The organism is Celeribacter sp. (assembly GCF_048261515.1).
Lineage (GTDB): Bacteria > Pseudomonadota > Alphaproteobacteria > Rhodobacterales > Rhodobacteraceae > Celeribacter.
Genome location: NZ_JBLXFZ010000010.1, coordinates 23,529 through 49,370 on the forward strand (window position 1 = coordinate 23,529; position 25,842 = coordinate 49,370).

Genomic DNA, 25,842 nt, shown 5'->3' on the forward strand with positions numbered 1-25,842 from the left:
GTGGCCAATTGAGGCTACCGCCACCTCCAAGAGAACTTCACCACTTGGCACACGCCTGTTCCAAGCCTAGGGTTACGTAACTTATAAGACGAGGATTACTTAATGGCTTTCGATACCCGTCCAGCATCCATGAAAATGCGCATTGACATAGGTATGCTCGATGCACTTGGCGTTGGAATGTACGAGACGATTGGTCAAAGCTTGGTGGAATTTGTAGCGAATGGCCATGATGCAAATGCTGGTCGCGTTGAGATACTCATGCCTTTTGAGCTTATCGCCGAAGAGCGAAAAAAGGCACGGGATCAAGCGAAGGCGAATGGCCAAGATTTAAAAGAGGGCGTCTACACTCCGCTGCCCACGACGGTTGAAATTTCAATTAAGGACGATGGGCACGGCATGTCGGCAGAGGAAATACAGGACAAGTTCCTCCTCCTAAGCCGAAACCGCCGAAACGAAAGCAAAATGTCGGAAGGCGACAAACGCCCGGTTATGGGTAGAAAAGGCCTTGGCAAGCTCGCAGGGTTTGGGGCAGCCGAGCAAGTTGTCATATCGTCCACTCGCAAAGGCGCTACGTATAGAACTGAATTGGTGATGGACTATTCTGCGATTGCGGCGCAGCAACAGGTGGACGAAGTGGATTTCGAGCCACGCTACATTGAGGGCGTTCCGGTTGACGAACAAGGCACGACAATCACTCTAAGGCGACTAAAGTGCGATGCCCTTAAGCGCTCCGAGCCAGCTTTGCGGAAAACATTACGTCGAAACTTTGCTCACATGGGCGAGGTTTTTTCGGTGTTTCTGAACGGAACCAAAGTCGAACCTCCGAATGTGGATTACGAATACTCATATCCTGAGACCCGTGACGACGATGACCTTGCCGAATTTCGCGTGCCTCTTGAGGAAGCAGACGACTTCCCGATCAGAGCGGTAGTACGATTTCGAGCGAGAGGCGACAGTGATGCCACCATTGAAAGAGGACATTTGCCCGCTGCGGAACGTGGCGCTCGGGTCTACTGCAAAGGGCGGCTTGCAGCTGGCCCAACACTCTTCGACCTGCCGACCGGCATGCACAACTTCCACTCTCAAGCATACATGGAAGCCATCGTGCATGCCGACGTTCTGGATGACATGTCGGTCGACTTAATCAGCACAAACCGCAGAGGATTGCGCAGCGACAACGATGTCGTCGATGCTTTCATTTCTAAAGTTACCGACATCATGAAGGATGCGATCTACGCACACGGGAGATTTCGGGACAACGCCGCCAAAGTCGAGTTCGAAAAGAAGTCGCAAGATAATCCCTACCTGCAACAAGTCATGGCGTTGCCTGCGTCCACGAGAACACCAGCGCGAAAACTACTTGAGACGCTCGGCGCGCGGGAGGGTTTCGATAGCCCCGTTTTCCAAGAGATTGCCCCCTACTTCGTTGGCGCAATCAACTCGTCAGAAGTCTTGGTCGAGTTGATCAAGAGCGGGACCAGTCCAAAAGACCTTAAGTCAGTAATCGGGCAATTGAACGATCTCAGCGACATAGAAAGACGCGATGTCCTCAAACTTTACCGTGGTCGGCGCAGTGGGATCGCGGCGCTTCAGAAGCTAGAGGAAAAGTCACATGATCATGGGCCGCAATATGAGAAAGAGTTACACACTCTTCTGAAAGAAAACGTTTGGCTGATACAGCCAGAGTTTGGAACCTATCTTACGAGTGATGATCCGACGGCACATGTTGTTCGGAAGCTTAATAGCCTTCTAAAAATAGATACGGAAGTGGAAGCCAACGCCAACAAGAGGCCCGATCTAGTTTTTGCTGCGATTGACCGCGAGCAGCCCACAAATGTTACAATTGTCGAGCTGAAATCACCAAATGTACCGCTTGAGATGGATCACCTCAGCCAGCTGAAAGGGTATATGTACGAAGTTGAGGAAACATTGCAGCAAGACTATCCGGGACACCAAGTCAGAGTACGCGGGCATCTGATTGGCAACCATGCCCCGCCCAAGTCAACGGCATCTGGCCCACGACTTTTAAGGCAAGAGATTGAACGCTCAGGCGCGGCTGAGAATTGGGAGGTGATAACCGTTCCAGCTCTACTTGAGCGCGCGCGGCAGGCTCACATGCAGGTTATCCATGCACTAGAACAGGAAGAAGCAGACGGGGCTCAGGCTGCTGCCGAATAACTTGTTTCTGCCATATGCTCTCGTGTCAGCGCCTTCATGACCTCTTTTGCTATCGCTCGGCCCAGTGGGATAGGCACACCGTTTCCGATCTGGCGTGCGATAGGAGTAGGCTCTCCAGCAAGAACCCAACTATCTGGAATACCCTGCAATCGCGCTCCTTCTCGCAGCGAAAGCACGCGGTTTTCGAATGGATGAATATATCGACCCTTCGATGGGTTTAGGAATGAACAACGAACAGTGTTCGAGGGTTCGTCAGCGTCTATTCTTCCCCATACATCCGTCGCCTCACCAATCAAACCATGCCATGACTGTGGGCAAAGGTCCGGGCGATTAAGGATAAGATCACGTTTCCCGCCTCTTTCGGGAATTGCTTGGAAGCGCTCCATTGCCAGTGCGCTGGGGGTCGGCCACACGTGCATTGGATCGTCGGCTTTGATAGGTCTGTTCAGGACTACATCTTTGAATGTCCTTGGGCGTGATTTTCTGGGTGTCGGCATGTCAACGCGCCCGACCCGAGAGCCAATGGTAAAAGCGCGACCTCGTTTTTGCGCTGCCCCGTAGTCAATCGCATCCAACACGAAGACTTGGGTTTCGTAGCCTTGGAATTTCAATCCCTGCGAAATCTCATCAAACCAATGGCTTTGAAGGAAACCCGGAACATTTTCGATTACAACGATCTTAGGGTTCAGTGCAGATGTCCATTCGAGCACGCTCAACCCAAGTTCGTTTCTAACATCCTGCGGGTCTCGGCGCCCAAGTGTAGAAAATCCCTGACAAGGTGGTCCAGCTACAATGACATCGGCTGAAATGTCTGTGCGTACCGCTCGAACATCCGCGACCTCCGCACACTTCGCAACGTTGTTCCTGTAGGATTGAATTGCTTTCTTATCCAGGTCGATAGCTAGCGCGGGTCTCAAACCAACGGATTTGAAAGCATGACTTAAAAGTCCTGCACCACAAAAAAGGTCTATAAAACGGGGTCTAAACCGCTCGCCGCTCAGGCTGCCGTCCTGTATCATTCTGCTCTGCCTCGTATCGGCGGTGCGTCAATGAACGCGCACTCGTCCGTATTTTTGAAGGAATGGTAGCTGAGACACAGGCTCTAGCCAAGAAAAATCACAAGCAGCACACCAAGTCGCGGATCGGCATGTCGTGAGATTTCAATTGTTCGAACGGTGTTGTCTCTTTGGAACATCTACAGCAGAGCCCCTGCCGCGTTCCCGTCGAACAACCCAGCATCACGCACGTAGCGTGACAGCATCAGGTCCGAGGCATGGCCTGTCTGTGCCCGCACCTTGTAGGTCGGCACCCCGGCCTTTGTGGCGCTGGTGGCGAGGCCTGCACGGAGGCTGTGACCGCTGTAGCCTTCGGGGTCGATCCCCGCCCCACCGAGACGATCGCGCAATATAGTGGACACGGCATCGGAGCGCAGGCGGTCGGGTTGCACGTTACCGTGGCGGTCAACGGGGCGGAAGATTGGGCCTTCGTCCTTGTTCAGGACGCCCAGCCAAGCCGACAATGCGGCGACTGGGCAATGGCGGGTTCGACCAAGGGGGATGCCGATCTTGCGTCCTTGGCCTGTTTGGTCGGTCTTGGAGCGGCGCAGGTGCAGCACCAGCCCTTCGCGGACCTCTTCGATGTCGGGCAGATCAAGGCCGACCAGTTCCGACGACCGGAAACCGCCCGCCCAGCCGATCAGCAACAACGCCCGGTCACGTTTTCCACGGGCATCATCCCCAAGCGCATCCAGCAGGATGAATAGGTCTTCACGCAGAAGCGGGCGGGCCTGATCCTGAGCGGTGCCTTTCAACCTCTTGATCCCCCGCATGGTGGCCTGAACGATCTCGCTGCGGCAGGGGTTCGGCCAAGCATTTGCCTTGTGGACCTTGCTTAGTGTCGCCACCCGCCGCGCGAGGCTAGACGGAGCCAGCGTATCGGCGTGATCGGCCAGATAGCGGGCGACCAGATCAGCCGATGCGGGCAGTTCCCCGCCCCAATCAGAAAAATGCGCCAGATCGGCACGGTAGGCCTTGCGCGTGTTTTCGGACAGGCTTTCTCGGATAAAATGCTCAACGGCTCCATCCGCCGCCAGATCGTTGCTTCCCCCGCCCTTTGTGGACCGGGATAAGAAAGGATTATGCCGGTTTAGAACGAGATCGCTCATGCCACGCCCTCCCGCACAACCTCGGCCCGGATCGCGTTCAGCTCGGGCATCGCATCCTTGAGGGTGGCCAGCCCGAATTCGAGAGCTTCGCGCGGCAGACCTGAGCATTCCCACTGCCACCTGTCCCGCAGGCTGGCGCTCAGCGGCCCGACCGCGTGGCGGCGCAGGCACTGACCTTCGACCCGAAACAGCAGCTCCCCGGCAACCTGCACTCGGTTCGTTCGTGGCAGGAACGCCCCGGCCCATGACGCCATGCCTGCATTTCGCAGGAGCAGCCGACCAAGGGCCGCACGACCGGGCCGCGTGTACATGTCAAAGGCATAGGACGGCACCCCATTGATCCGTGTTTCAACCGGGGTTGGATCATCTTGAACCCCGGTTGCGACCACCCCGTTTTCGAGGGACAACAGAGCGACAAACGGCGACAGCATGGCCGAAGTCTTGGTGAAGTTGGCCCGCGCGATCTGCACCATCGTGGGCGCGACGCCCAATTCAGCCAGGGTATCGAAGGCCAAGTTCGGATTGCCTTTGCGTGTCGGCAGGTGATCGCTCTGGCAACGTGCCGTGCCGACCAGATACCAGAGCGCGAGGGCCTTGCGGTCGAGCGACGGGCAACCCAGAACAATCTGGCGCAGGCGGTCATCTGACATCGCGCCGAAGCGGGTGCGGTCCTCAGCCAGATCAGGCAGCCGTTCGAGGCTCATGAGCAGATCATCGGCAGCGCGGGATTTGCGGGCATCCACCATGCGCCGGATCAAGTATTCTGTGACAACCGCATCCCCGCCCAGATCACGCCGCACCTTTGCGCTGGCCAGACACGCGGCGGTGATCGCCACGGTTTTGATATCCGCTATGCCGATGTCTTCGGCGGCGATGATATTGAGGCGGCGCAAGAGGTATTCCCTTTTGGCCTCCAGCAAAAACCGTCCGGCTTGACGCGCCGCATACAGGTCGCTCCGGCGGATGGCCTTCTGCAACAACGAGCTGGCGACCCAATGCGTACTGGTGAACGGGACGATCCTCGACCCCGGATCAAGCGCGGCAATCTCTTGCGCGGCGATAGTCTGAAATCTGGTGAGTTTGGACGTGTCTATCACGGTTTGCCCTCCTTGGCATTTTCGGAGGGGGGCGAGATCGTCTCACCCACATTAAGCGTATCCAGTGACGCCTACAGGGGAAGGGAAATCGGGGTGACAGGACGCGTTCCCCCAAATAATGCCACTCCATGTTGCGTGCAGTTAATTGCAATTTCTCTAGATATCCACATTGGCACAACATCTGGATTTGCAGATGGACCCGTTTTGTCCCCCCAGAAAACGACGCTGGATTTCCACTTTGCGCACCCCGCATCTGGCCAACCTGCATTGGCTGAACCCGGAATATGGAATTGTCGCCAAAAATGTCGCGGGGACAGTCAGTGATACAGCCTGGGGGAGAATTTGAGGCTCGCTCAAACCGACTTAGGCGATTAAGCTCGCGACATGTTCTCAAAGGAAATCATCGTATGGCATTTCGATTTCAAAAACGAATTAAGATCGCGCCGGGTGTGCGGCTGAATGTGTCCAAGAGTGGCGTCAGCACAAGCCTTGGCGGCAGAGGTGGAACCGTCAATCTAAGTTCTAAGGGCGTTCGCACCACGGTCGGCATTCCGGGGACGGGTCTATCTTGGTCCAAACAAAGCGGGTGGTCTGATGCAAAGACGATGAAGCCGGAAGATGAGCTTTTGCAATTGGGGAAGCTCTTGGATCGGCAGGCAAAAGCGTTCAACACCCTCTCCCCAAAAACCAACAAGGTCTCGGAAGGCTGGAACAAGGCCGTGGCCAGCTTTGAAGGCGGTCGCGGCCCGAGTACCGCAAAGTTTCAGACCCTGACAAAACGCTTTGATACGGCGATGGCCGGGTATCAGAAAATCGAGGATACCGTTGACGATCAGAGGGCAGAGTTGCGGGCAATCACGGATCGGCTGCGAGGCATGAGATTTGGAATATTTAGCGGCAAGCTGAAAGCGGCACAAAAGGACTTGCTCTTGTTGGCAGACGAGCACCACCAAGGCGCGCGCAAACTGCTGGAGGCCTTGGGTCGCCTTCGGCGCGAGGTAGGGAACGAGCTGTCAGATGCCGAAAGCAAAATCTGATCCGATAAGCTGGGCTGCTTTCAGGCCATGCGATCCATGTTATCGCAGCCGATCTTCGACGAAGGCTTGCGCGCACCCATAGTGCCAGTTTGTCCGACGATTGGTCTCGAACTTTCGCAACGCGCAACCCGGAGCTTTTGGCGGGATGGCTGAGTTGTAGAACACGGTGCGTTCGCCGCGATAATCGCCCGTCAGGCGGCAAAACAGCGGCAGGTAGTCCTTGCCACCAAAGAACGCCAACGGCTCGTTGCCGTCCAAGTCCAATGCGCAAATGTCGTCATAGACGGCTGACTTCTTCCGGCGATTGATCGGCTTTGTCTGCGCTGAAAATGTGATGTCATATGCAGGCGTGAGGAAGTCGGCTCGGATCAACCCCCAACCTGCCGACAGGATAAACAGTTGGGACGTAGGCAGAGTGGCGGCAAGAGAAGCATAGACTGGCGGGCGGTAGAGGTTGACGGCAGGGAGCAGCCCCAAAGGATTGTTGCCCTTCGATTGATTGTAGCTCAGCAGCTTCTCGCGCCAGCTTGTTCCGTCGCAGGACACGTCATCTGGTCGCGCATAAAGCACCCGATCATCGGGTGCCAGTTCTGGCTGGGCAACAAACCTGACACGCCGCCCGTCCTCAGCCCTCAACGATGGTGCATGGGCGACCTTGGACCCGGCACATTGGATGACAGCGATCATCGCGCCTTCCCTCGCTTCTCGACCCAAGATGCCATCACATCCAGAAAGGCTGGATCATAGTCTTCATCCACGTGGTTATTGTTCCACAAGCCCGACGCCTGCACCTTCGGACGGTCGCAGTATCGCCCCAACCAATTTGGTGACGGAGGATCAAGGGCGGGTTTGCCAAACTCGCTGAGCAGAGCAATTGCACCGCGTTCGATTATCCCTCGGTCACTGTCTGGTCCCGGCGCATCATCTACGCCCAGCCAGAGAAAGGGCATCGCGCCGATCTCGGAACTGACCTGTTGTTCGGTGGGCAGCTCTGCGGCGCGAACTTCTTTTGGAGCCGAGCTTCGGCGGCTATCCCAGGACGGGCAGGACAATCCATCGCGGGCGATCAAAGACGTTCCAACCAAGAGCCGAAAGATAGACCCCCGGTGGTTTCCACCGCCCGAACGGGCCGTGCCACGATGCTGGGACAAGCGTTTCCATAGCGTGGTGCCTGAACCTGCTTTCAAGGCATGGGTGCCGACGCGAACAACACGGGCACCTGCGCCTGAGCCGCTGCGTTGCTCGCCGTCTTCAAAGAAGAAATAGACCCCTCGGGTCGGCCAATGATCACGACCGCCTGATCTGGCAAGCGTTCGACAACCTCCGTGCGTGAACGAAAGCTCTTTCAAGAGTTCGTAGAAGTATTTTGTGTCTTCTTCCCGAGGTTTCACTTTTGACCTCCTGACCAGATCGCGATGTGCGAGTGCAACGAGTACTCGCGTCCTATTATCTTTAGATAATAGGACAGTGTTTCTCTTAATTTCCCCGTTCTCTACAAGTACTGAAAGTACTTAAACGTGGCTGAACTGCCCCCTTTATTAAACGTTGCCAAAACGCCGAAACCTACCATCCTCAAATATCCTTCTGGTAGGCATTCGCAGGCCCCTTCGCGTTGCCCGGCCCTACGCCATTCCATGCGGCCTCAACCATTTCCCATGTCATCTTCTTCGAGTGCGCGATGGCTTCTTTGAGGGCAATCTCTTCGACATGGACGTACGACTTCTTGTGTGCCCCGGTGCCCATAGCTCTGAACTCCAGAAATTCCGCGCAATTTTTCTTTACGCGAGGAAGCGCCCTTTTCTTGTACTCGTCTATCGTCAACCCGCTGGCTCTCGCCCAGGCTTCCCGAGTGTGGCCAACCCATTCTTTTTCAAAGCGTACGAACTTCTTTTTCCGATTTCGCCACAGGAACAGAATATGAAAAAGCAGCGCCGCAGCATAAAGATCATTACCTGCCAGTATGCGACACAACGCCATAAGGTTTGGCTGCTCCCATTTGGCATTGGCCGCGTCGGCTTTCGAAATGGTTTTGGCCATTGCCTTCTTCTTTGATGAAGGTGTCTTGGCGGACTTGGCCTTGGTTTGACCAGTTTCAACCGCCTTCTTGGCTTCCGCCTTGGCCTTCGGTGAATGAAGGAACGACTTCATGAAATCTCCTTAGCTTTTCCACCCGAAGCCGGTCGCATGGCTCAGGTCCAATCCGGTGTAGCGCACTTTCTCGATCTCTTCTTTCAGCCTCGCTATGGACGCGCCCTTGCCATATCCCCAGTGCGCGGCATCATCGGAATGGCCACAGAGCTGCATAGCGATGGCGTCAGTCACATTGGCATCATGCAGGGCGTCTACAAAATTGTGCCGGAAGCTGTGAAAAACATGCAGCGGGGTTCGGAATTTCCATGTTTTTCCGTAGTTACTCCAGAACTTGGACCACGGCTGGCTGTATGTTCCATCGCTGCCGAGTTTCAAATCTGGGAACAGGCGACTGCCAGTTCGATCTGCTACATAATCGAGAAACCCAAGGTTTAAGATGGCCGAGTGGATCGGCACCCGGCGATAGCTGGACCCGGTCTTGAGGTTTTTGATCTCCACTTCTGGCTCGTCTTCCCATTTCGAAATATCGAAGTAAGCGATCCCCTCCTCTGATCGGATGTCGGCTTTCAGCAACTGGATAATCTCACCAGACCGCATCCCTGCGAACAGCGCGATCACAGGCACCCAATACCGCCCGTCTTTCATCAGCAGATCACCCTTTACGCCAGATCGGGCAATACTGCTGCGCCCGGTGTAGATCGGCGTCTGGAATATCTGATGTAGCTGCTCGGCGCTGTAGGGCAGCCGCTTGGGCTTGTCCTTGGGCGGCTTCTTGACCAGCAGCTTGATGTCAGCGCCCGGTACCTTCGGCAGATATTCTTCGGCCACCATCCACGCGACAAACCGCTTGAAAAAATCGAACCGCTTCTTCTGGGTCTCATAACCCATCTTGGGCAGCAGCTTGCCTGCTTCCACCGCAGCAACCGGGTCCAGATCGCGGGTTTCGGGCTTCTTTTGATAATGGGCGGGTATCTGGCCGATCAGATCGCGCAGCGATTTCATGTCATTCGTATCGAGCAGAGACGCGGGCTTGTCGAAGTCGATCACGGCACGGGCGAGATCGAAGGACAGGCGCAGATCGCCCAGCGTCTTTTCCTTGATGTTTTGCGTGGCAAGCAACTCTTCGTATTTCTTGGACAGTTCGCGCAAGGGAGGAGCGACAGGAATTGAAGGGGCTTGGACTGTCGGAATAACCTGCACCGCCGCCGGGACTGTGCCATCTGGCGATGGCTCAACACCTTCAAACAACGGATCAGCAATCTGCGTCTGAACGTAATCCCCGTGTAGCTTCGCCAACAGCAGGCGGTCCGCCTCGATCTTGGCTCTGAGCAGGCCCGTCTGGGCGCGCTGGAGCGCCTGAAAGCGGCTTGTTAGGGTGTCCGGGGGGATTGCCCCCACAAGAGTGGTTGCGTCGCTCTGCACGTCGCTGGGAAAGTCCCTGACCGCAAGACGCCGACGAAGGAGGGCGAGCCGTGTCTCAAGGATGGCGATGCAATCCTCGACATCCACCTCAGCTTCGGGCGCGAAGATGTCGGCAAACTCCTGCCCCCAGTCCAGCGCCTCACGGAAATAGTCGCGGATCGCCTGATCTATCGCTGTGTCCTGACCTTGAGCCATCCTCCGCGCCTCCGTCACCACGAGATCAACATGATTGCTGATCGCGCGGCATCGCATGAGAGCCAATGATCGCTCAGCAGTCCTTAACGAAATCTTAACCTCTTTTCGGCCCGCAGCATCCCACAAATCCTGCGGAACCGAGGCGCGAAAATAGAAGGTTCGCCCGCGTGTAACCAGTCTTGGTGTCGTGGCCATCCTTGCCCCTCTGTACCAGTAAACTGTACCAGGGCGCGGATTTCGGCCTTCCCGAAAATAAGTATCGTTTATAATCAGCAGGTTAGCCGTGAAATGGCGGAGACGAAGGGATTCGAACCCTCGAGACCCTTCCGGGCCTACTCCCTTAGCAGGGGAGCGCCTTCGACCACTCGGCCACGTCTCCGCGGACCCGTTTAGTGATCCGCGCGGGGGCTGACAAGGTGAAATTGTTCGCAGGCGTGCAAAAGGTGGCGGGTTGAGGTTTGGCGAACCGTTACATGCGCGTCATGGCGGCGATACAATGGCGCGGCACAAGGGGCGCATAGAGGGCGCAAGGGCGTCTGATCGTTCAGGAGCGACCCACAATGACCGAGATTTCGCCACTTGCCTTCGTGCTGGCCTGCCTGACCGAGCCATCGCGCGACAGCCTGACCCGCCGCCTCCTGCGTGTCATTGGCGCAGTCGGCCGTTAACATATTCCCTGACATTGAGCCTTATTTCTGCCCGTCTTCGTCGTTAGACTCGCGCCGTAATCGCGAGGACGGACGCAATGGACGGACTATCACAGAAACTGAATGCACGGTTTGACGAGATGCGCAGGGCCGCTGTTGACGCCCCGCCTGCAAGCATCGATGAGCGCCACGACCGGCTGGATCGGCTGGCGGCGGCGCTGGAGGCGCGGGCGGAGGATCTGGTCGCGGAGATGAGCGCGGACTTCACCTTCCGCAGCCCTGACGAGTGTCGGAATTTCGACATTGCCACGGTGCATAGCGCGATCAAGGATGCCAAGCGCAATCTCAAACGATGGATGGCCCCGCGCAGGGTGGCGATGCCGCTGGCCTTCCGCCCCGCGCGCGCTGCACTCCACCCGCAACCGCTCGGCGTGGTCGGGATCATCGCGCCGTGGAACTTCCCCGTCTACCTCGCACTGGCCCCTCTGGTGGCGGCACTGGCAGCGGGCAATCGGGCGATGATCAAACCCTCCGAGGCGTCCCCGCGCACCTCCGACTGCCTCCGCGACATGATCACCGACGCCTTCGCCCCCGACGAGGTCTGCGTCGTCACGGGCGGGGTGGAGGTCTCGGCGGCCTTCTCGGCGCTGCCCTTCGATCACCTGCTGTTCACGGGCTCCACCTCGGTGGGGCGCAAGGTGGCGCAGGCGGCCGCAAACAACCTCACCCCCGTGACCCTCGAGCTCGGAGGCAAGAGCCCCGCCGTGGTGATGCCCTCGGCCGATTTCGACCGCGCGGCGCGGCGGATCGCATGGGGACGTTCGGCCAACGCGGGGCAGATTTGTGTCGCCCCCGACTACGCGCTTGTGCCACGAAAGAAGATGGAGAGCTTCGCCGATGGCGTGATCGGATGGTGGATGAAGTTCTACCCCGAGGGCGCGGAAAGCGCCGACCTCACCGCCATGGCGCAGGCCCCTGCCGCCGCCCGCATCGACGCGATGGTTGGAGAAGCACGCGCGCGTGGCTGTCAGGTGCTCACCGCCCATGACACGCTGGCCAAGGAGCAAAAACGCGCACCCGTGGTGGTGCTAGATCCGCCAATGGATATCGCCGTGATGCAGGAAGAAATCTTCGGGCCGATCCTGCCCGTCGTGCCCTACGACAGTGTAGAGGAGGCTCTGGCGTTCGTCGCCGCGCGCGACCATCCGCTGGCGCTCTATGTCTTTGCCGAGGAGCGTGACGAGCAGGAGATATGGCGCGACCGTTCGCTCTCGGGCAGCATGGCGATCAACGACACGGTGGTGCATGTGGGCGTCGACACCCTACCCTTCGGCGGGGTCGGCGCATCGGGACAGGGCGCCTACCACGGCCGCGCGGGCTTTGACCGCTTCTCCCACCTCAAACCCGTCTTCCGCCAGTCGAAATGGAACGCCATGGCAATCACCGAACCGCCCTTCAAAGGGCTAAAACGGCGTCTGATCAAGGCGTCAGAGCGATTTCGATAGAACGGGAACGCGCGGGGCGAGGTGGGCAATGGTCCGCCGCAAGCCCTCGTCAAGTGTCACGTGCGGCTCCCATCCCAACAACGCACGCGCCTTGGTAATATCAGGGCAGCGGCGTGTCGGGTCGTCCACAGGCAGGGCGCGTGAGGCGATATTCAACGGGACGCCTGCCAATGCGCAGACCACCTCGGCCAGATCTCGCACGGTGATTTCTGAGGGGTTGCCCAGATTGACGGGACCAACTGATGTGTCTGGCAGCTCCATCAACAGCACAAAGCCTTCGATCAGATCATCCACATAGCAAAAGCTGCGGGTTTGCGTGCCGCCGCCGTAGAGCGTAAGGGGCGCGCCTGTAAGGGCTTGCGCGATGAAATTCGTCACCACACGCCCGTCCCCGGGATGCATTCGCGGACCATAGGTGTTGAAAATCCGCGCCACGCGCACATCGACGCCATGCACCCGCTGGAAGTCGAAACACAGTGCTTCAGCGGCGCGTTTGCCCTCGTCGTAACAAGCGCGCGGCCCCGTGGGATCGACACTCCCTGTATAGGTTTCGTCCTGCGGGTGGCGGTCAGGGTCGCCGTAGACCTCGCTGGTAGACGCCTGAAACAGCCGCGCCCCGCGACGATGGGCAAGCTCCAGTGCGTGCAACGTACCGAGAGTGGCGATCTTCAGGGTGCGGATCGGGTCGACCTGATACTGGGGAGGGGAGGCAGGACAGGCGAGGTTGTAGATCGCATCCACCTCGAAATCGAAAGGCGCGGTGACATCACCCTCAACCAGCTCAAACCGCGGATCGTCGGCCAGATGGGCAACATTGCTCCGCTGGCCCGACGAAAAATCATCGAAACAGATCACGTGATGCCCCGCATCGATCAACCGATCCACCAGATGCGACCCGAGAAAACCTGCGCCACCCGTAACCAATATCCGTTTCAATGTCATCCGCGCCTCTTTCCAATATTGCGGAACATCACTTGCGCGAGCGCATTCCTCAGTCTTCCCAATGGGCCTCGATCTGCTGGGCAGCAAACTTCGTCTCGCTCTCGAAGGTGAGGGAAAGGGCAAGTGCCTGCCCCTGCTTGGCAATGCGCCTTGCCTCCATCGGATGGCTGCGCACCCAGTCGAGCTTTTCGGCAAAATCGCTCAGGTCGGCGCGGATTGGCACATGGGTCTCGAAAGGCACAAGACGGTCGTAATACCATTGGCGGAACCCGTATTGGCTGTCCACCTTCAACACGCAACAGCCCAACAAAAGCCGCTCGAACAGGTTGCACCATGCATTCGTAAACCCGTCCACGTCCAGCGCATATTTGTCGCCCGCCCATAGCGCCAGTTCGCGGCGCTCTCCCAAGAGCCCAGCGGCATCAAGGAGCTGCGGGTGGAGCGTGCATGACCCCTCGACAAATCTCACATCGCTATCGGGAAGATCACGCGCGACCAGCGCCGTGCGCAGACGCTGCAACACCCACGGCTTCGCAAGATCATCGGGATCGACCGAGAACAGCCCCACACCCGTCGTCTGCCCCCGCCAGAAAAGCCCCTCGTCCCGCGCCTCCCAATCGGGCGCATCCGCCGCAATGCGACGCGCCCCCGCGTAGCCCTTCGACCGGAAGAAATGCTGGTCTGGCAGGAGAACCTTCCCCTTGAAACAGGTCGAATAGGTAAACCGCGACAGGCCTGGCGACTCGCCATCAGTAAGATCGCAGGTGATCCGCTTCACCTGTGCATCGGACTGCGCGAACCAATGGATATAGGCGGGCGGAATATGCTTGTAGGAACGCTGGACGCCATGGAGCGCGCGGGGCGACAGCATTACCGTGATACCTCCACCCTCGCGCACAAGGTGCATCTCGGTCCGCGAAGCCACCTCATCGGAATAGACTTGCCGCATCCGTGGCGGCGCGAGATCATTGCCTGCGAAATACTTGCGGATGTAGTGCGTGTTCCGAAGCGCATACACGCGCCTCTTAAGACGAGAGCGACGTAAATTCACCGGAGCGGCCGCTTAGGTGTTGAACAGGAAGTGCAGAACATCCCCGTCCTTGACCACGTAGGCTTTGCCCTCGGCGCGCATCTTGCCCGCCTCTTTCGCCCCGACTTCACCGCCGCAGGCGATGAAATCGTCAAAGGCGATAGTCTCGGCGCGGATGAAGCCCTTCTCGAAATCGCCGTGGATCACACCGGCCGCTTGCGGTGCAGCCGTGCCCTTGCGGATCGTCCATGCGCGCGCCTCTTTGGGGCCGACGGTAAAATAGGTCTCAAGTTGCAACAGCTCGTAGCCTGCGCGGATCAGACGGTCGAGACCCGCCTCTTCCAGCCCCATTTCGCCAAGGAACATCTCGGCCTCTTCGGCATCAAGCTGGCTGATTTCTTCCTCGATTTTGGCGGAAATCACCACGGCACCAGCGCCCTGCTCGGCGGCCATTTCGGCGACCGCCTTGGAATGGGCGTTGCCGCTCGCAGCGTTCTCTTCCTCGACGTTGCAGACATAGAGGATCGGCTTTTGCGTCAGAAGTTGCAGCATCTTCCACGCTTTCGCATCCTCCTCGTCCACCTCGACGGAACGGGCGGGGCGGTCGTTTTCCAGCGCCTCTTGCGCAGCCGCGAGAAGGCGGTCCTGCTGCTGGGCTTCCTTGTCGTTGCCCTTGAGCTTGCGCACCAGACCCGCGCGGCGCTTCTCGATGCTTTCGAGATCGGCGAACATCAGTTCCATCTCGATGACCTGTGCATCGTCCACGGGATCGACGCGGCCCTCGACGTGGGTCACATCCCCGTCCTCGAAACAGCGCACCACATGGGCGATGGCGTCACATTCACGAATGTTGGCGAGGAATTGGTTGCCAAGCCCCTCCCCCTTGGACGCGCCTTTCACCAGACCCGCGATATCCACAAAGGTCATGCGCGTGGGGATGATCTGCTTGGAGCCTGCGACTTCCGCGAGCTTGTCGAGGCGCGGGTCGGGAACGGCCACTTCGCCCACGTTCGGCTCGATGGTGCAGAAGGGAAAGTTCGCGGCCTGCGCAGCGGCTGTTTTCGTCAGCGCGTTGAACAGCGTCGACTTGCCCACATTCGGCAGTCCCACAATACCCATTTTAAAGCCCATAGCGCCCTCCAAAGATCGGTTTCGCGCCTCAATACCCACGCCGCCCTATCGGCGCAAGCAGCAAGGACATTTGACGGGTGCAGCAATGCGGCGGCCTGCGGGGCACGGAACACGGGTTTCGCGCCTCTTGCCGCCCGCCACGACACGCCACGATCCGCATCCTCGTCGAACTGATTTCCTTTCACACCAATTTTCCTCACATATCGTGACGAAAACCTGCTAACTCCTCTGCAGGACTTTTTTACGGCCAAAGCGCCGTCGTTTTTTGTGCCTCTCTCGTTCCATAGAAACAACATACGCGAATTAATCACATGGCACTCACACACCACATGACACGCGCTGCCGCGACCCTCGCTGCAGCCCTCATCGCCACCTCTGCCACCACGGCGCAGGCCGATGACCGCGAAATCTCCATCGGGGCTGGTTACTCCGATTATTCCTACAGCGCCGGTTCGGACGGCGCGGCTTTCGCCGTCCAATACACCTTCCACCCCTTCTACGAGCGCGGTAATTTCCGTGCGCGTTACGCCACGGGGTTCGACCTCCACGAGACGGGCGACATCCACGTCGGCTTTGGTGTCGCGGGTCGCTGGGATATGGCGAACGACTGGTTTGTCGATGTCAGCGTCATGCCTGGCCTCTATTTCGAACAGGTGCCCGAAAACGACCTCGGCTCGACTTTCGAATTCCGCTCGCAGATCGGCCTTGGCAAATACCTCGCCAACGGAAACGCGGTTTCGCTATCGCTGGCACACAAATCGAACGCCTCCACCACCAGATTCAACCCCGGTGTGAACTCGCTGCTTCTGCGCTGGCACCACGCCTATTGAGCGAATGCGGGATGCACGGGGCATTGATTTCCCCCGCGCATTTGGGCAAACGGGTCGGGACACAAATGGACAAGGCCCCATCATGACCCGCATTGACGCCAAATTCGCTGAGTTGAAAGCCGCTGGAAAGAAAGCCTTCGTGGCCTATGTCATGGCGGGCGACCCCGACGAGGCAACCTCTCTGGAGATCGTCAAGGCGCTGCCTGCGGCGGGTGTGGACATCATCGAATTGGGCCTGCCCTTCACCGATCCGATGGCGGACGGCCCCACGATCCAGCTTGCGGGCCAGCGTGCACTGGATGGCGGGATGACACTGGAAAAGACGTTGGCAGTGGCCAAGGCCTTCCGCGAGGAGGATGACACCACGCCGATCGTCATGATGGGCTATTACAACCCGATCTATTCGCGCGGCGTGGACAAGTTCCTCAAGGATGCGGTCGCGGCGGGCGTCGATGGCCTGATTATCGTGGATCTGCCGCCCGAAGAGGACGAAGAGCTGTGCATCCCCGCGCAGAAGGCGGGCCTCAACTTCATCCGTCTGGCCACGCCCACCACCGATGACAAACGCCTGCCCAAGGTGCTCGAAAACACCTCCGGCTTTGTCTACTACGTCTCCGTGACGGGCACGACGGGCGCGGCGGCGGCATCGGGCGCGGACGTGGCCCCCGAAGTTGCGCGGATCAAGGCGCAGACAGACCTGCCCGTGATCGTGGGCTTTGGCGTGCGTACCCCCGAAAAGGCCGAAGAGATCGCCGCCGTCGCCGATGGCACGGTCGTGGGCTCCGCCATCGTAGGCGAAATCGGCAGCGGCAAATCCGTCGAAGAGGTCGCAGCCTACGTCAAAACCCTCGCCGACGGATGCCACCGCGCCTGATCACACATACGGCCGTTTCAGAAAATGCGCGGCCAGCTCCAGTGAATGCAGGGACAGGCCGTAGAACTGGCCGAAGTGGTTGAACCCGTGGTTCACCCCCGCGAAGAAGTCATAGGCGTGATCAATCCCCGCCTTGGCATATTCCCCCGCCAGCCAGCGCGTGTCGGAGGCCAGACAATCGAACTCCGCCTCACACATCCACGCGGGCGGTAGCCCCGCCACATCCAGCCCCGTCAGGTCGCCATAGGGCGCGTCCTGCCCGTCGAGATACCACGCCCAATAGGTCTCCATCGTCCGCGTTGACAGGCCAAATTCCTCCGCGCCGTAGGCCTCATGCGAGGGCGTCTGCGAAGTGTCGCGATAGCAGCCATACCACAAGAGCAGCCGCGAGATCACATCGCCCTTCCCCGCGTCGCGCAGCTTCGCCGCAACGCCCAGAGCTAGGTTCGCCCCCGCACTGTCACCTGCCAGAATGATCCGCGCATTCGGACGGGCCGCGTGTGTCTCCTCAACCAACCGCACCACGTGATCCAACCCCGCGGGATAGGGTGCCTCGGGCGCGAGCGGATACTCGGGGCCCAGAACCTCATGCCCCGTCAGATAGGCCAGATCGCTCATCACCGCGCCGTGGGTCACGGTATCGCAATTGGCCCAACCGCCGCCGTGGACGTAGATAATCATCGCCGAACGATCCAACCCCTCACGCGGGGTGAACTTGCGCACCGCGCCCAGATCGGTGTTCTCCACCTGATCGGCATAACGCCCGACCAAGGCTTCGCGCGCCTTTGATGTGGCCGCGCGAATCGCGGGCATCGCCTCTTTCGTCATCTCGATGGTCTTCGCCGCCGAGAACCGTTCGGCCACGGCCTTTAGCGCGGGATCAATTCTGTTGCTCATCCAAGCCTCCATGTTGCCGCGCAGTTTCGCGCCGCCATGACCAATGCGCAAGTGCCCCACGCGCAGGAAACTGTTGCGAGAACGTCCCCCGCGCCCTAAATGGCCCCACCACATTCACCCCGCGCGAAGGCCCGCCCCATGATCCCGACGCCCTACTATCTGATCGACAAGGAACGCCTCCTGCCCAACATGGAGAAGATCGCCCGCCTGCGCGAAGGCTCGGGTGCAAAGGCGCTTCTGGCGCTCAAGTGCTTCTCGTCTTGGCCCGTCTTCGACTTCATGCGCGACTATATGGACGGCACCACCTCGTCGTCGCTCTATGAGCTGCGCCTTGGCGCGGAGAAGTTCGGCGGCGAGACACACGGCTATTCCGTGGGCTGGGCCGATCACGAGATCGACGAGGCGGTGAAACACGCCGACAAGATCATCTTCAACTCGCTGGGACAGCTTGACCGCTTCACCACACAGTCACAGGGCATCGCACGCGGGCTGCGCCTCAACCCGCGCTTCTCCACTTCCGACTTCGACCTCGCCGACCCCGCCCGCCCCTTCTCGCGTCTTGGCGAATGGGACTTGGCGCGGCTGGAACAGGCCGAAGACCGCATCAACGGTGTGATGATCCACTACAATTGCGAGAACGACGACTTCGACCTCTTCGACCAGCAGTTGACACGGATCGAGCGCGACTTCGGCGCCTTCCTCAAACGCCTCGACTGGGTCTCGCTGGGCGGCGGCATCCATTTCACGGGCGCGGGCTACCCGCTCGACCGCCTTGCCGACCGCCTTAAAGCCTTCTCGGATACCCTTGGCGTGCAGGTCTACCTCGAACCCGGAGAAGCGGCGATCACGGGCTCGACCTCGCTGGAGGTCTCCGTGCTCGACATCGTGGACACCCGCAGCGACGACACGCGCAAACAGGTCGCCATCGTGGACAGCTCCATCGAGGCGCATATGCTCGACCTGCTGATCTACCGCGAAACCGCCAAACTGCCGCAATCGGGCGACCACCGCTATCAGGTCGCGGGAAAGACCTGCCTCGCGGGGGATATTTTCGGCGAGGCCGCCTTCGAGGCACCGCTATCCGTGGGCGACCGCATCTCGATTGCCGACGCGGGTGGCTACACGATGGTCAAGAAGAACTGGTTCAACGGCCTCGCCATGCCCGCCATCGCGGTGCGCGAATTGGACGGAACCATTCGACTTGCCCGCCAATTCGGCTATGAAGATTTCGTCGCGGCGCTTGGCTAAGCCGCTTTCTCTCACCCAACAGACAGGGGGTTTTCGACGTTGAAACGGAACGTTCTCATCATCGGCGCAGGTGGCGTCGCTCAGGTCGTCGCGCATAAATGTGCGCAGAACAACGATGTTCTCGGTGACATCCATATCGCCTCGCGCACGCAATCCAAATGCGACGAAATCATCGCAAGCGTGCATGAGAAAAGCGCGATGAAGGAGAAAGGCGTTCTCGAAAGCCACCATGTCGACGCGACACAATCCGACAAGGTCGCCGATCTGATCCGCAAGACGGGCGCACAGATCGTCATCAACGTCGGCACGGCCTTCGTCAACATGCACGTGTTGGAAGCCTGTATCGAAACGGGCGCAGCCTATATCGACACGGCCATTCACGAAGAACCCGACAAGATTTGCGAAACGCCGCCGTGGTATGGCAACTACGAATGGAAACGCCGCGACCGCTGCGCCGAAAAGGGCGTGACCGCGATCCTCGGTGCGGGCTTCGATCCGGGCGTGGTCAACGCCTTCGCCCGCTACGCCGTGGACGAATTCATGGACGAGGTGAAGAGCATCGACATCGTGGATGTCAACGCAGGCTCGCATGGCAAATATTTCGCCACCAACTTCGACCCCGAAATCAACTTCCGCGAATTCACGGGCGTGGTCTACTACTGGGAAGACCAGCAGTGGAAACAGAAGTCGATGTTCGAGACAGGCCGCGAATGGGATCTTCCCGTGGTTGGCCCGTCAAAGGCCTATATGTCGGGTCACGACGAGATCCACTCGCTCTCGGCCAACTATCCGCAGGCGGATGTGCGTTTCTGGATGGGCTTCGGCGATCACTACATCAACGTCTTTACCGTTCTGAAAAACCTCGGCCTGCTCTCCGAGCAACCCGTTGTGACGGCAGAGGGGCAAGAGGTCGTGCCGCTCAAGGTGGTGAAAGCCTGCCTGCCCGACCCGTCGAGCCTCGCTCCCGATTACACGGGCAAGACCTGCATCGGCGATCTGGTGCGCGGCGTGAAGGATGGCGAGGAGGCAGAAGTCTTCGTCTACAACGTCGCCGATCACAAGGAGGCCTATAACGAGGTCGGCTCGCAGGGCATCTCCTACACCGCAGGCGTCCCGCCTGTCGCCGCCGCGATGCTGGTGGCCAGTGGCGAATGGGACGCTGGCACGATGGTCAATGTCGAGGAATTGGATCCCAAGCCCTTCTTCACCGTTCTCGACCGTATCGGCCTGCCCACCCGTGTGCAGATTGGTGGTCTGGGTGGCGAAGACAAGGCGTGGAGCGAGATCTGAGTCGCCGCGTCCGCGCGGGTTAACGCAACGCCCGCAGGGGTCCGACAGATGTCCGACACATAGCCGACGCATGTCCGACACCCGTTTTTCGAGAAAAAGGCCCGCCAGATCGGCGGGCCTTTGATCGTTTGTGGAGGCGGTTTGGCGGCCCGCCTACCCCAGTGTCACGTCGAGGAACATCATCAGGATCAACCCCACGATAAGCCCCGTCGTGGCATGGTTCTGGTAGCCTTTGCGGTGGGTCTCGGGGATGATTTCATGGCTGATAATATAGAGCATCGCCCCCGCCGCGAAGGTCAGCCCCCACGGCAGAATATGTTGGGAAATATGGATCAATCCCACGCCCAGCGCCCCGCCGACAGGCTCCACCAACCCCGTGAGAAGCGCCAGCGTGAAGCTGCGAATTTTGGAGTATCCCTGCCCGCGCAAGGCCACCGCAACGGCTAGCCCTTCTGGCGCGTTTTGCAGGCCGATCCCCGTGGCAAGGCTCATTCCGTTAGCGACATTTCCGCCGCCAAACCCGATCCCCACGGCCATGCCTTCGGGGAAGTTGTGGATGGTTATCGCTATGATAAACAACCATATTTTCGACAGGGCACCCGGATCGGCGCCTTCGGGCCCGACCACGAAATGCTCGTGTGGAAGTGTTTCGTTGAGGAAGGCCACCGCCAGTGCGCCCAGCGCGATCCCCCCCGCCGCAATCGCCGCCGAAATCCAGACCACGCCATAAAGTTCGTCGCCCGCCTCCAAGCCCGGAAGGATCAGGGAGAAGTAGGAGGCCGAGATCATCACCCCCGCCGCAAAGCCAAGCAGCGTGTCGTTGGTCCGCTGAGACATGGTGCGCCCGAAAAGCACAGGGATCGCCCCCACACCCGTCATCAACCCCGCGCCCAAAGACGCGATAATTCCAAGCATAATGACGTTCATCGCCAACCCTTTCGAGACAGTCCGCCCCATGACGCGAAGACCTCAAACGCATGGGAACACAGATGCGATTACGGTTACTCCCGCGGCAAATGGGCCGCAAGCCCAATGCATTTCGCCCTTGGCGCGCGAGCCAAAACATGCAAATTGGTCCGCAAAGCAAACCAATTCGAGGGATAAGGGGACCGATATGGCCGTCATTACCAATATCGACGATCTCAAGCAGCTGCATAAACGGCGGACGCCGAAGATGTTTTATGACTACTGCGAGAGCGGTTCGTGGACCGAACAGACCTTCCGTGAGAACGTCTCCGACTTCGACAAAATCCGCCTGCGTCAAAGGGTTGCTGTGGATATGGAGAACCGCACAACCGCGACGAAGATGATCGGTCAGGATGTTGCCATGCCCGTCGCCCTTGCCCCCGTGGGTCTAACAGGGATGCAACGCGCCGATGGTGAGATCAAAGCGGCCAAAGCGGCGGAGAAATTCGGCGTTCCCTTCACGCTTTCCACCATGTCGATCTGTTCCATCGAGGAAGTGGCCAAACACACGACCAAGCCCTTCTGGTTCCAGCTCTACGTGATGCGCGATCAGGAGTTTCTGGAAGGCATGATCCAGCGTGCCAAGGACGCGGGCTGCTCCGCGCTTGTGCTAACGCTCGACCTGCAAATCCTCGGCCAACGCCACAAGGATCTCAAGAATGGTCTCGTCGTGCCAATCAAGCCCAAACTCGGCAACATGCTCGACCTCTCGACCAAATGGCGTTGGGGTCTGGAGATGCTGGGAACGAAGAACAAGAGCTTCGGCAACATCGTTGGCCACGCGAAGGGCGTGAACAACCTCGGCTCGCTCTTCTCATGGACTGCCGAACAATTCGATCCGCGTCTGGATTGGGACAAGATCAAACGCATCAAGGAATTGTGGGGCGGCCCGCTCATTCTTAAAGGCGTGCTCGACGAGGAGGATGCACGGCGCGCGGCGGACGTTGGGGCGGATGCAATCATCGTGTCCAACCACGGCGGTCGTCAGCTTGACGGTGCGCTTTCGTCGATCCGCATGCTGGAACCCATCATCAAGGCCGTGGCCGATCAGGTCGAAGTGCATATCGACAGCGGCATCCGCTCGGGTCAGGACGTTCTCAAAGCAACGGCCATGGGCGCAAAAGGCACCTATATCGGCCGCGCCTATATCTACGGTCTGGGCGCTATGGGTGAGGCGGGCGTGACCAAGGCGCTGGAGGTCATCCACAAGGAGTTGGACATCTCCATGGCGCTCTGCGGCCGTAGGGATATCGAGGAGGTTGACCGCGACGTTGTTCTGGTCCCCGAGGACTTCGAGGGGCGTTGGACCTAAAGGACCACACCACCTATCCGAAAAAGCAAAACGGCGCCCCATACGAGGCGCCGTTTGTCGTTCTGGTGGGCCCTCGCCCTATCGCGGCTGGCGCGCACGCAGGATCATCACAGCGGGTACCACAAGCGAAATCAGCACAGCAACAAACCCGAAGGCAATCCGCAGATCAAAGGCCTGAGACAGAAAACCGATCAGCGACGGGCCGACAAAGAAGCCCGTAAACCCGAAGAGCCACGCCCGCGAAATCGCCAGACCACGCAGCGATGGCCGCACGAATTTGGCAAGGATCGAATTGGCCGTGGGCACGATCACCGCCATGCCAAGCGCGATCGCGCCGATCGACACCACAGCAAAGCTCAAGCTCTGCGACAGAGCGAGGCCCAGAGCGCCGAGCGCACCGAGAACGCCCGACCACAGCACCAGCCGCTCCTCCCCCGCTTTCTCCGCGATCAGTTGTCCTGCCAGACGCCCGACACCCATGACGAGGCCAAGCGTGAAGGGGCCGAAGCTCCCCTCCCCCGGCGCGCCACCAAGCACACGCTCAAGGAAGAGCGCGGACCATGCCTCGACAGAATTCTCGCCGATGAAACTCGCAAACAGGATTAGCGCCGTCAGCCCGATGGCAAACCACGGCAAGCCCGTTGATGCAGAAGGATGATCGTCGTCATCCTCGACATGCGCCGACCAGCCCCGCCCCTCAATCGCACACAGCGCCAAGATTAGCGTCAAGCCAGCATTCACCTTAACGATATCGGGATACTCCCACCCCGCCAGCTTCAGCGACCCCGCGATCAGCGCCGCGCCTGCGAAGGCAAAGGAAAACATCGCGTGATTGACGTTCATCAGGTGTAATTTGTGGCGTTCTTCAAGCAAAGAGATGCGGATGTTTGAACTCATATCGAGCATCGCAACGGTCAACCCCATCAGCACAAGCGCGGGATACATCATCTTGAGATCATGCACCAAGGGAGGGAGAAGCATCCCCACAACCGCAAGAACCGCGAAAAGCGGCAAGGCATAGCGGCCGACCTTCACCACCAGTTTCGGCGCGAGGTACATGGAGATCATTCCGCCGACAGCCGCCGAGATCAGCGCAAGACCGAGCTCGCCGTCGCTTGCACCGATCTGTGCCTTCATCGTGGGAACAAGGGCGGCGAATGTGCCCCAAACCGCCCCAACCGTAGCAAGTGCGGCAAAAGGCGTGCGCGACAGGCGCACTGCTTTGACGATCGACATCAAGTCCCTCCTCGTGACCCGTCCGCGCGCCCGTGAAGATCAAAGCGCTTTGGCGTTCACCCTATCGTGCGCCTGCGACTTCGGACAACGCACATTTGTGCAAATGCGGCCCGCGCCGACAAAAACAGGACTTCCCTTTACCGAGATTCTCGCCTATACGCGCGGCTTCACGCGGGTATACAGCCTTGGAGGATACCCGCCCTAACACTGGAGAATAGCAAATGGCTGGTGAGATTCCTGATCTTATTGCCACGGAACGTACGGGGACAGGCAAGGGCGCCGCTCGTCAGGCACGTCGCGACGGCCTCGTTCCGGGTATCGTTTACGGTGGCGAGAGCGATCCGCTCCCCATCAACATCCCCTTCAACGTCCTGTTCAAGCGCCTGAAAGCGGGCCGCTTCCTGTCGACGTTGTTCAACCTCAAAGTCGAAGGTCACGACGACGTCCGCGTCATCTGCCGCGGCGTTCAGCGTGACGTGGTCAAGGATCTTCCGACCCACGTTGACTTCATGCGTCTGCACCGCAGCTCGCGCATCAACCTCTTCATCCCCGTCGAGATCATCGGCGAAGAGGTTTCGCCTGGTGTGAAAAAAGGTGGCGTTGTCACCCACGTTCGTACCGAGGTTGAGCTGGTCGTGACCGCGGGTGATATCCCCGATCACATCACCATCGACGTGTCCGAAGGCGAAATGGGCGATGTGTATCACATCTCAGACGTCAAGCTGCCCGAAGGCGCACGTCCCGTCATCGAGCGCGACTTCGTGATCGCCAACATCGCGGCCCCTGCTGGTCTCGGTGGTGCATCCGACGACGAAGATGAGGCCGATGCAGCCGAAACCGAAGAAGCCGCAGCAGAGGAGTAATCCTCCGCCGCAAGGCTACTTGGGAAAAGACAGAAACGCGGGTCTCGATGAGGCCCGCGTTTTTCGTTGCGCTTTCCCGTCTGGAAAGCACCGCACGCCTCGCGTAGAACCGAAGAAAGACAAGGGAGAGACCCATGCGACTGTTCGTCGGCCTCGGCAATCCGGGGGCAAAATACGCAGGTAATCGCCACAACATCGGCTTCATGGCCGTTGACAGGATCGCCAGTGATCATGGCTTCGCGCCGTGGCGTGCGAAGTTTCAGGGCCATGTGAGCGAGGCCAAGCTAGGCGGTGAAAAGGTGATCCTGCTCAAGCCCGCGACTTTCATGAACCTGTCGGGTCAATCGGTTGGTGAGGCCATGCGGTTCTACAAGCTCACCCCCGCCGACATCGTGGTGTTCCACGACGAGCTGGACCTTGCTCCCTCTAAGTGCCGTGTGAAGACTGGCGGAGGTCATGCGGGACATAACGGGCTGCGCTCGATCCATCAGCACATCGGCGCGGAGTATGACCGTGTGCGCATGGGTATCGGCCACCCAGGCCACAAGGATCGCGTCGCGGGCTATGTGCTCTCGGACTTCGCTAAGGCCGATCAGGACTGGCTTGATGACCTCTTGCGCGGCTGCTCGGACGGAGCTGCGGCACTGGCGGCGGGCGATAGTGCGAAGTTCTCCAACGCCGTGTCGCTACGCACCAACCCGCCCCGCTCATCAGGCGGCGCACGGCCCACCAAAGGAACGGCAGCCAAGGCGCCCGAAAAGCCTGCTGCCCCCAAAGCCGCACCGAAACAAGAAACCCTAAGCGCCGATCCGCGCTCCCCTTTCGAGAAGCTACGCGACAAGTTCAAACGCTGACCGCTCGATCACGCACACATGAAAAAGCCCCGC

General features: G+C 59.2%; 23 protein-coding genes and 1 tRNA gene. 10 read left to right on the forward strand and 14 right to left on the reverse strand.

The window, feature by feature from the left end; genetic code table 11:
* Positions 1 to 102 precede the first annotated feature (102 nt).
* Positions 103 to 2,178 carry an ATP-binding protein gene (locus tag ACN0SC_RS15245; RefSeq protein ID WP_417250548.1) on the forward strand — a complete coding sequence of 692 codons (2,076 nt, stop codon included), beginning with the start codon at positions 103 to 105 and terminating at the stop codon, positions 2,176 to 2,178.
* Here the strand turns inward: ACN0SC_RS15245 and ACN0SC_RS15250 are convergent.
* From ACN0SC_RS15250 to ACN0SC_RS15260, 3 genes are all read right to left on the reverse strand, one after another.
* Positions 2,160 to 3,197 carry a DNA cytosine methyltransferase gene (locus tag ACN0SC_RS15250; protein ID WP_417250549.1) on the reverse strand — a complete coding sequence of 346 codons (1,038 nt, stop codon included), beginning with the start codon at positions 3,195 to 3,197 and terminating at the stop codon, positions 2,160 to 2,162. The genes ACN0SC_RS15245 and ACN0SC_RS15250 overlap by 19 nt on opposite strands.
* Positions 3,198 to 3,373: 176 nt before the next feature.
* On the reverse strand, positions 3,374 to 4,342 hold the full coding sequence (locus ACN0SC_RS15255; protein ID WP_417250550.1) for a site-specific integrase: 969 nt from the start codon (positions 4,340 to 4,342) through the stop codon (positions 3,374 to 3,376).
* Complete coding sequence (locus tag ACN0SC_RS15260) at positions 4,339 to 5,439, reverse strand: hypothetical protein (protein WP_417250551.1); 1,101 nt, start codon at positions 5,437 to 5,439, stop codon at positions 4,339 to 4,341. The genes ACN0SC_RS15255 and ACN0SC_RS15260 overlap by 4 nt, the downstream gene beginning before the upstream one ends.
* Before the next feature lie 407 nt (positions 5,440 to 5,846).
* On the opposite strand from ACN0SC_RS15260, the gene ACN0SC_RS15265 reads away from it, so the two are divergent.
* A complete protein-coding gene (locus ACN0SC_RS15265) occupies positions 5,847 to 6,476 on the forward strand; it encodes a DUF4236 domain-containing protein (RefSeq protein ID WP_417250552.1) in 630 nt (209 codons plus the stop codon).
* Between the two features lie 39 nt (positions 6,477 to 6,515).
* On the opposite strand, the gene ACN0SC_RS15270 is transcribed toward ACN0SC_RS15265, so the two are convergent.
* The 5 genes from ACN0SC_RS15270 to ACN0SC_RS15290 form a co-directional block, all read right to left on the reverse strand.
* Positions 6,516 to 7,163, reverse strand: coding sequence for a hypothetical protein (locus ACN0SC_RS15270; RefSeq protein WP_417250553.1), 648 nt, complete (start codon positions 7,161 to 7,163; stop codon positions 6,516 to 6,518).
* Complete coding sequence (locus ACN0SC_RS15275; RefSeq protein ID WP_417250554.1) at positions 7,160 to 7,867, reverse strand: hypothetical protein; 708 nt, start codon at positions 7,865 to 7,867, stop codon at positions 7,160 to 7,162. Before ACN0SC_RS15275 ends, ACN0SC_RS15270 begins: the two co-directional genes overlap by 4 nt.
* Before the next feature lie 181 nt (positions 7,868 to 8,048).
* The gene (locus tag ACN0SC_RS15280) at positions 8,049 to 8,624 is read right to left on the reverse strand and encodes a hypothetical protein (protein ID WP_417250555.1); all 576 of its coding nucleotides are present in this window, start codon (positions 8,622 to 8,624) and stop codon (positions 8,049 to 8,051) included.
* A 9-nt stretch (positions 8,625 to 8,633) separates the two neighbouring features.
* Positions 8,634 to 10,379, reverse strand: coding sequence for a DUF6538 domain-containing protein (locus tag ACN0SC_RS15285; RefSeq protein WP_417250556.1), 1,746 nt, complete (start codon positions 10,377 to 10,379; stop codon positions 8,634 to 8,636).
* 94 nt (positions 10,380 to 10,473) lie between these two features.
* Positions 10,474 to 10,563: transfer RNA gene (locus ACN0SC_RS15290), tRNA-Ser, on the reverse strand.
* Between the two features lie 366 nt (positions 10,564 to 10,929).
* On the opposite strand from ACN0SC_RS15290, the gene ACN0SC_RS15295 reads away from it, so the two are divergent.
* Positions 10,930 to 12,336, forward strand: coding sequence for an aldehyde dehydrogenase family protein (locus tag ACN0SC_RS15295; protein ID WP_417250557.1), 1,407 nt, complete (start codon positions 10,930 to 10,932; stop codon positions 12,334 to 12,336).
* Here the strand turns inward: ACN0SC_RS15295 and ACN0SC_RS15300 are convergent.
* From ACN0SC_RS15300 to ychF, 3 genes are read right to left on the reverse strand one after another with little or no spacing between them, the layout of a single operon-like run.
* A complete protein-coding gene (locus ACN0SC_RS15300) occupies positions 12,319 to 13,278 on the reverse strand; it encodes a UDP-glucuronic acid decarboxylase family protein (protein WP_417250558.1) in 960 nt (319 codons plus the stop codon). The genes ACN0SC_RS15295 and ACN0SC_RS15300 overlap by 18 nt on opposite strands.
* A gap of 49 nt (positions 13,279 to 13,327) precedes the next feature.
* Complete coding sequence (locus ACN0SC_RS15305; protein ID WP_417250559.1) at positions 13,328 to 14,296, reverse strand: glycosyl transferase family 90; 969 nt, start codon at positions 14,294 to 14,296, stop codon at positions 13,328 to 13,330.
* 45 nt (positions 14,297 to 14,341) lie between these two features.
* Positions 14,342 to 15,439 carry a redox-regulated ATPase YchF gene (gene ychF / locus ACN0SC_RS15310; RefSeq protein ID WP_417250560.1) on the reverse strand — a complete coding sequence of 366 codons (1,098 nt, stop codon included), beginning with the start codon at positions 15,437 to 15,439 and terminating at the stop codon, positions 14,342 to 14,344.
* Positions 15,440 to 15,750: 311 nt separating this feature from the next.
* Between ychF and ACN0SC_RS15315 the strand changes: the two genes are divergently transcribed.
* Both ACN0SC_RS15315 and trpA read left to right on the forward strand, forming a co-directional pair.
* The gene (locus tag ACN0SC_RS15315) at positions 15,751 to 16,269 is read left to right on the forward strand and encodes an acyloxyacyl hydrolase (RefSeq protein WP_417250561.1); all 519 of its coding nucleotides are present in this window, start codon (positions 15,751 to 15,753) and stop codon (positions 16,267 to 16,269) included.
* 82 nt (positions 16,270 to 16,351) lie between these two features.
* The gene (gene trpA, locus ACN0SC_RS15320; RefSeq protein WP_417250562.1) at positions 16,352 to 17,143 is read left to right on the forward strand and encodes a tryptophan synthase subunit alpha; all 792 of its coding nucleotides are present in this window, start codon (positions 16,352 to 16,354) and stop codon (positions 17,141 to 17,143) included.
* Here trpA and ACN0SC_RS15325 read toward each other — a convergent pair whose 3' ends face one another.
* Positions 17,144 to 18,040 (reverse strand): alpha/beta hydrolase fold domain-containing protein, encoded by an 897-nt coding sequence (locus ACN0SC_RS15325; RefSeq protein ID WP_417250563.1) that lies wholly within the window; start codon positions 18,038 to 18,040, stop codon positions 17,144 to 17,146.
* Positions 18,041 to 18,178: 138 nt separating this feature from the next.
* Here ACN0SC_RS15325 and ACN0SC_RS15330 point away from each other — a divergent pair, with 138 nt between their 5' ends.
* Together ACN0SC_RS15330 and ACN0SC_RS15335 are read left to right on the forward strand one after the other, a co-directional pair.
* Positions 18,179 to 19,288, forward strand: coding sequence for a carboxynorspermidine decarboxylase (locus ACN0SC_RS15330; RefSeq protein WP_417250564.1), 1,110 nt, complete (start codon positions 18,179 to 18,181; stop codon positions 19,286 to 19,288).
* Positions 19,289 to 19,327: 39 nt separating this feature from the next.
* The gene (locus ACN0SC_RS15335; protein WP_417250565.1) at positions 19,328 to 20,578 is read left to right on the forward strand and encodes a saccharopine dehydrogenase family protein; all 1,251 of its coding nucleotides are present in this window, start codon (positions 19,328 to 19,330) and stop codon (positions 20,576 to 20,578) included.
* Between the two features lie 153 nt (positions 20,579 to 20,731).
* Here ACN0SC_RS15335 and ACN0SC_RS15340 read toward each other — a convergent pair whose 3' ends face one another.
* A complete protein-coding gene (locus ACN0SC_RS15340; RefSeq protein ID WP_417250566.1) occupies positions 20,732 to 21,535 on the reverse strand; it encodes a ZIP family metal transporter in 804 nt (267 codons plus the stop codon).
* Between the two features lie 157 nt (positions 21,536 to 21,692).
* Here ACN0SC_RS15340 and ACN0SC_RS15345 point away from each other — a divergent pair, with 157 nt between their 5' ends.
* On the forward strand, positions 21,693 to 22,856 hold the full coding sequence (locus ACN0SC_RS15345; RefSeq protein WP_417250567.1) for an alpha-hydroxy acid oxidase: 1,164 nt from the start codon (positions 21,693 to 21,695) through the stop codon (positions 22,854 to 22,856).
* 78 nt (positions 22,857 to 22,934) lie between these two features.
* Here ACN0SC_RS15345 and ACN0SC_RS15350 read toward each other — a convergent pair whose 3' ends face one another.
* Complete coding sequence (locus ACN0SC_RS15350) at positions 22,935 to 24,092, reverse strand: MFS transporter (RefSeq protein WP_417250568.1); 1,158 nt, start codon at positions 24,090 to 24,092, stop codon at positions 22,935 to 22,937.
* Between the two features lie 221 nt (positions 24,093 to 24,313).
* Here ACN0SC_RS15350 and ACN0SC_RS15355 point away from each other — a divergent pair, with 221 nt between their 5' ends.
* Positions 24,314 to 24,955, forward strand: coding sequence for a 50S ribosomal protein L25/general stress protein Ctc (locus tag ACN0SC_RS15355; protein WP_417250569.1), 642 nt, complete (start codon positions 24,314 to 24,316; stop codon positions 24,953 to 24,955).
* A 134-nt stretch (positions 24,956 to 25,089) separates the two neighbouring features.
* Positions 25,090 to 25,809, forward strand: a complete 720-nt coding sequence (gene pth, locus ACN0SC_RS15360) for an aminoacyl-tRNA hydrolase (RefSeq protein WP_417250570.1) — start codon at positions 25,090 to 25,092, stop codon at positions 25,807 to 25,809.
* The last annotated feature ends 33 nt before the right edge of the window (positions 25,810 to 25,842 follow it).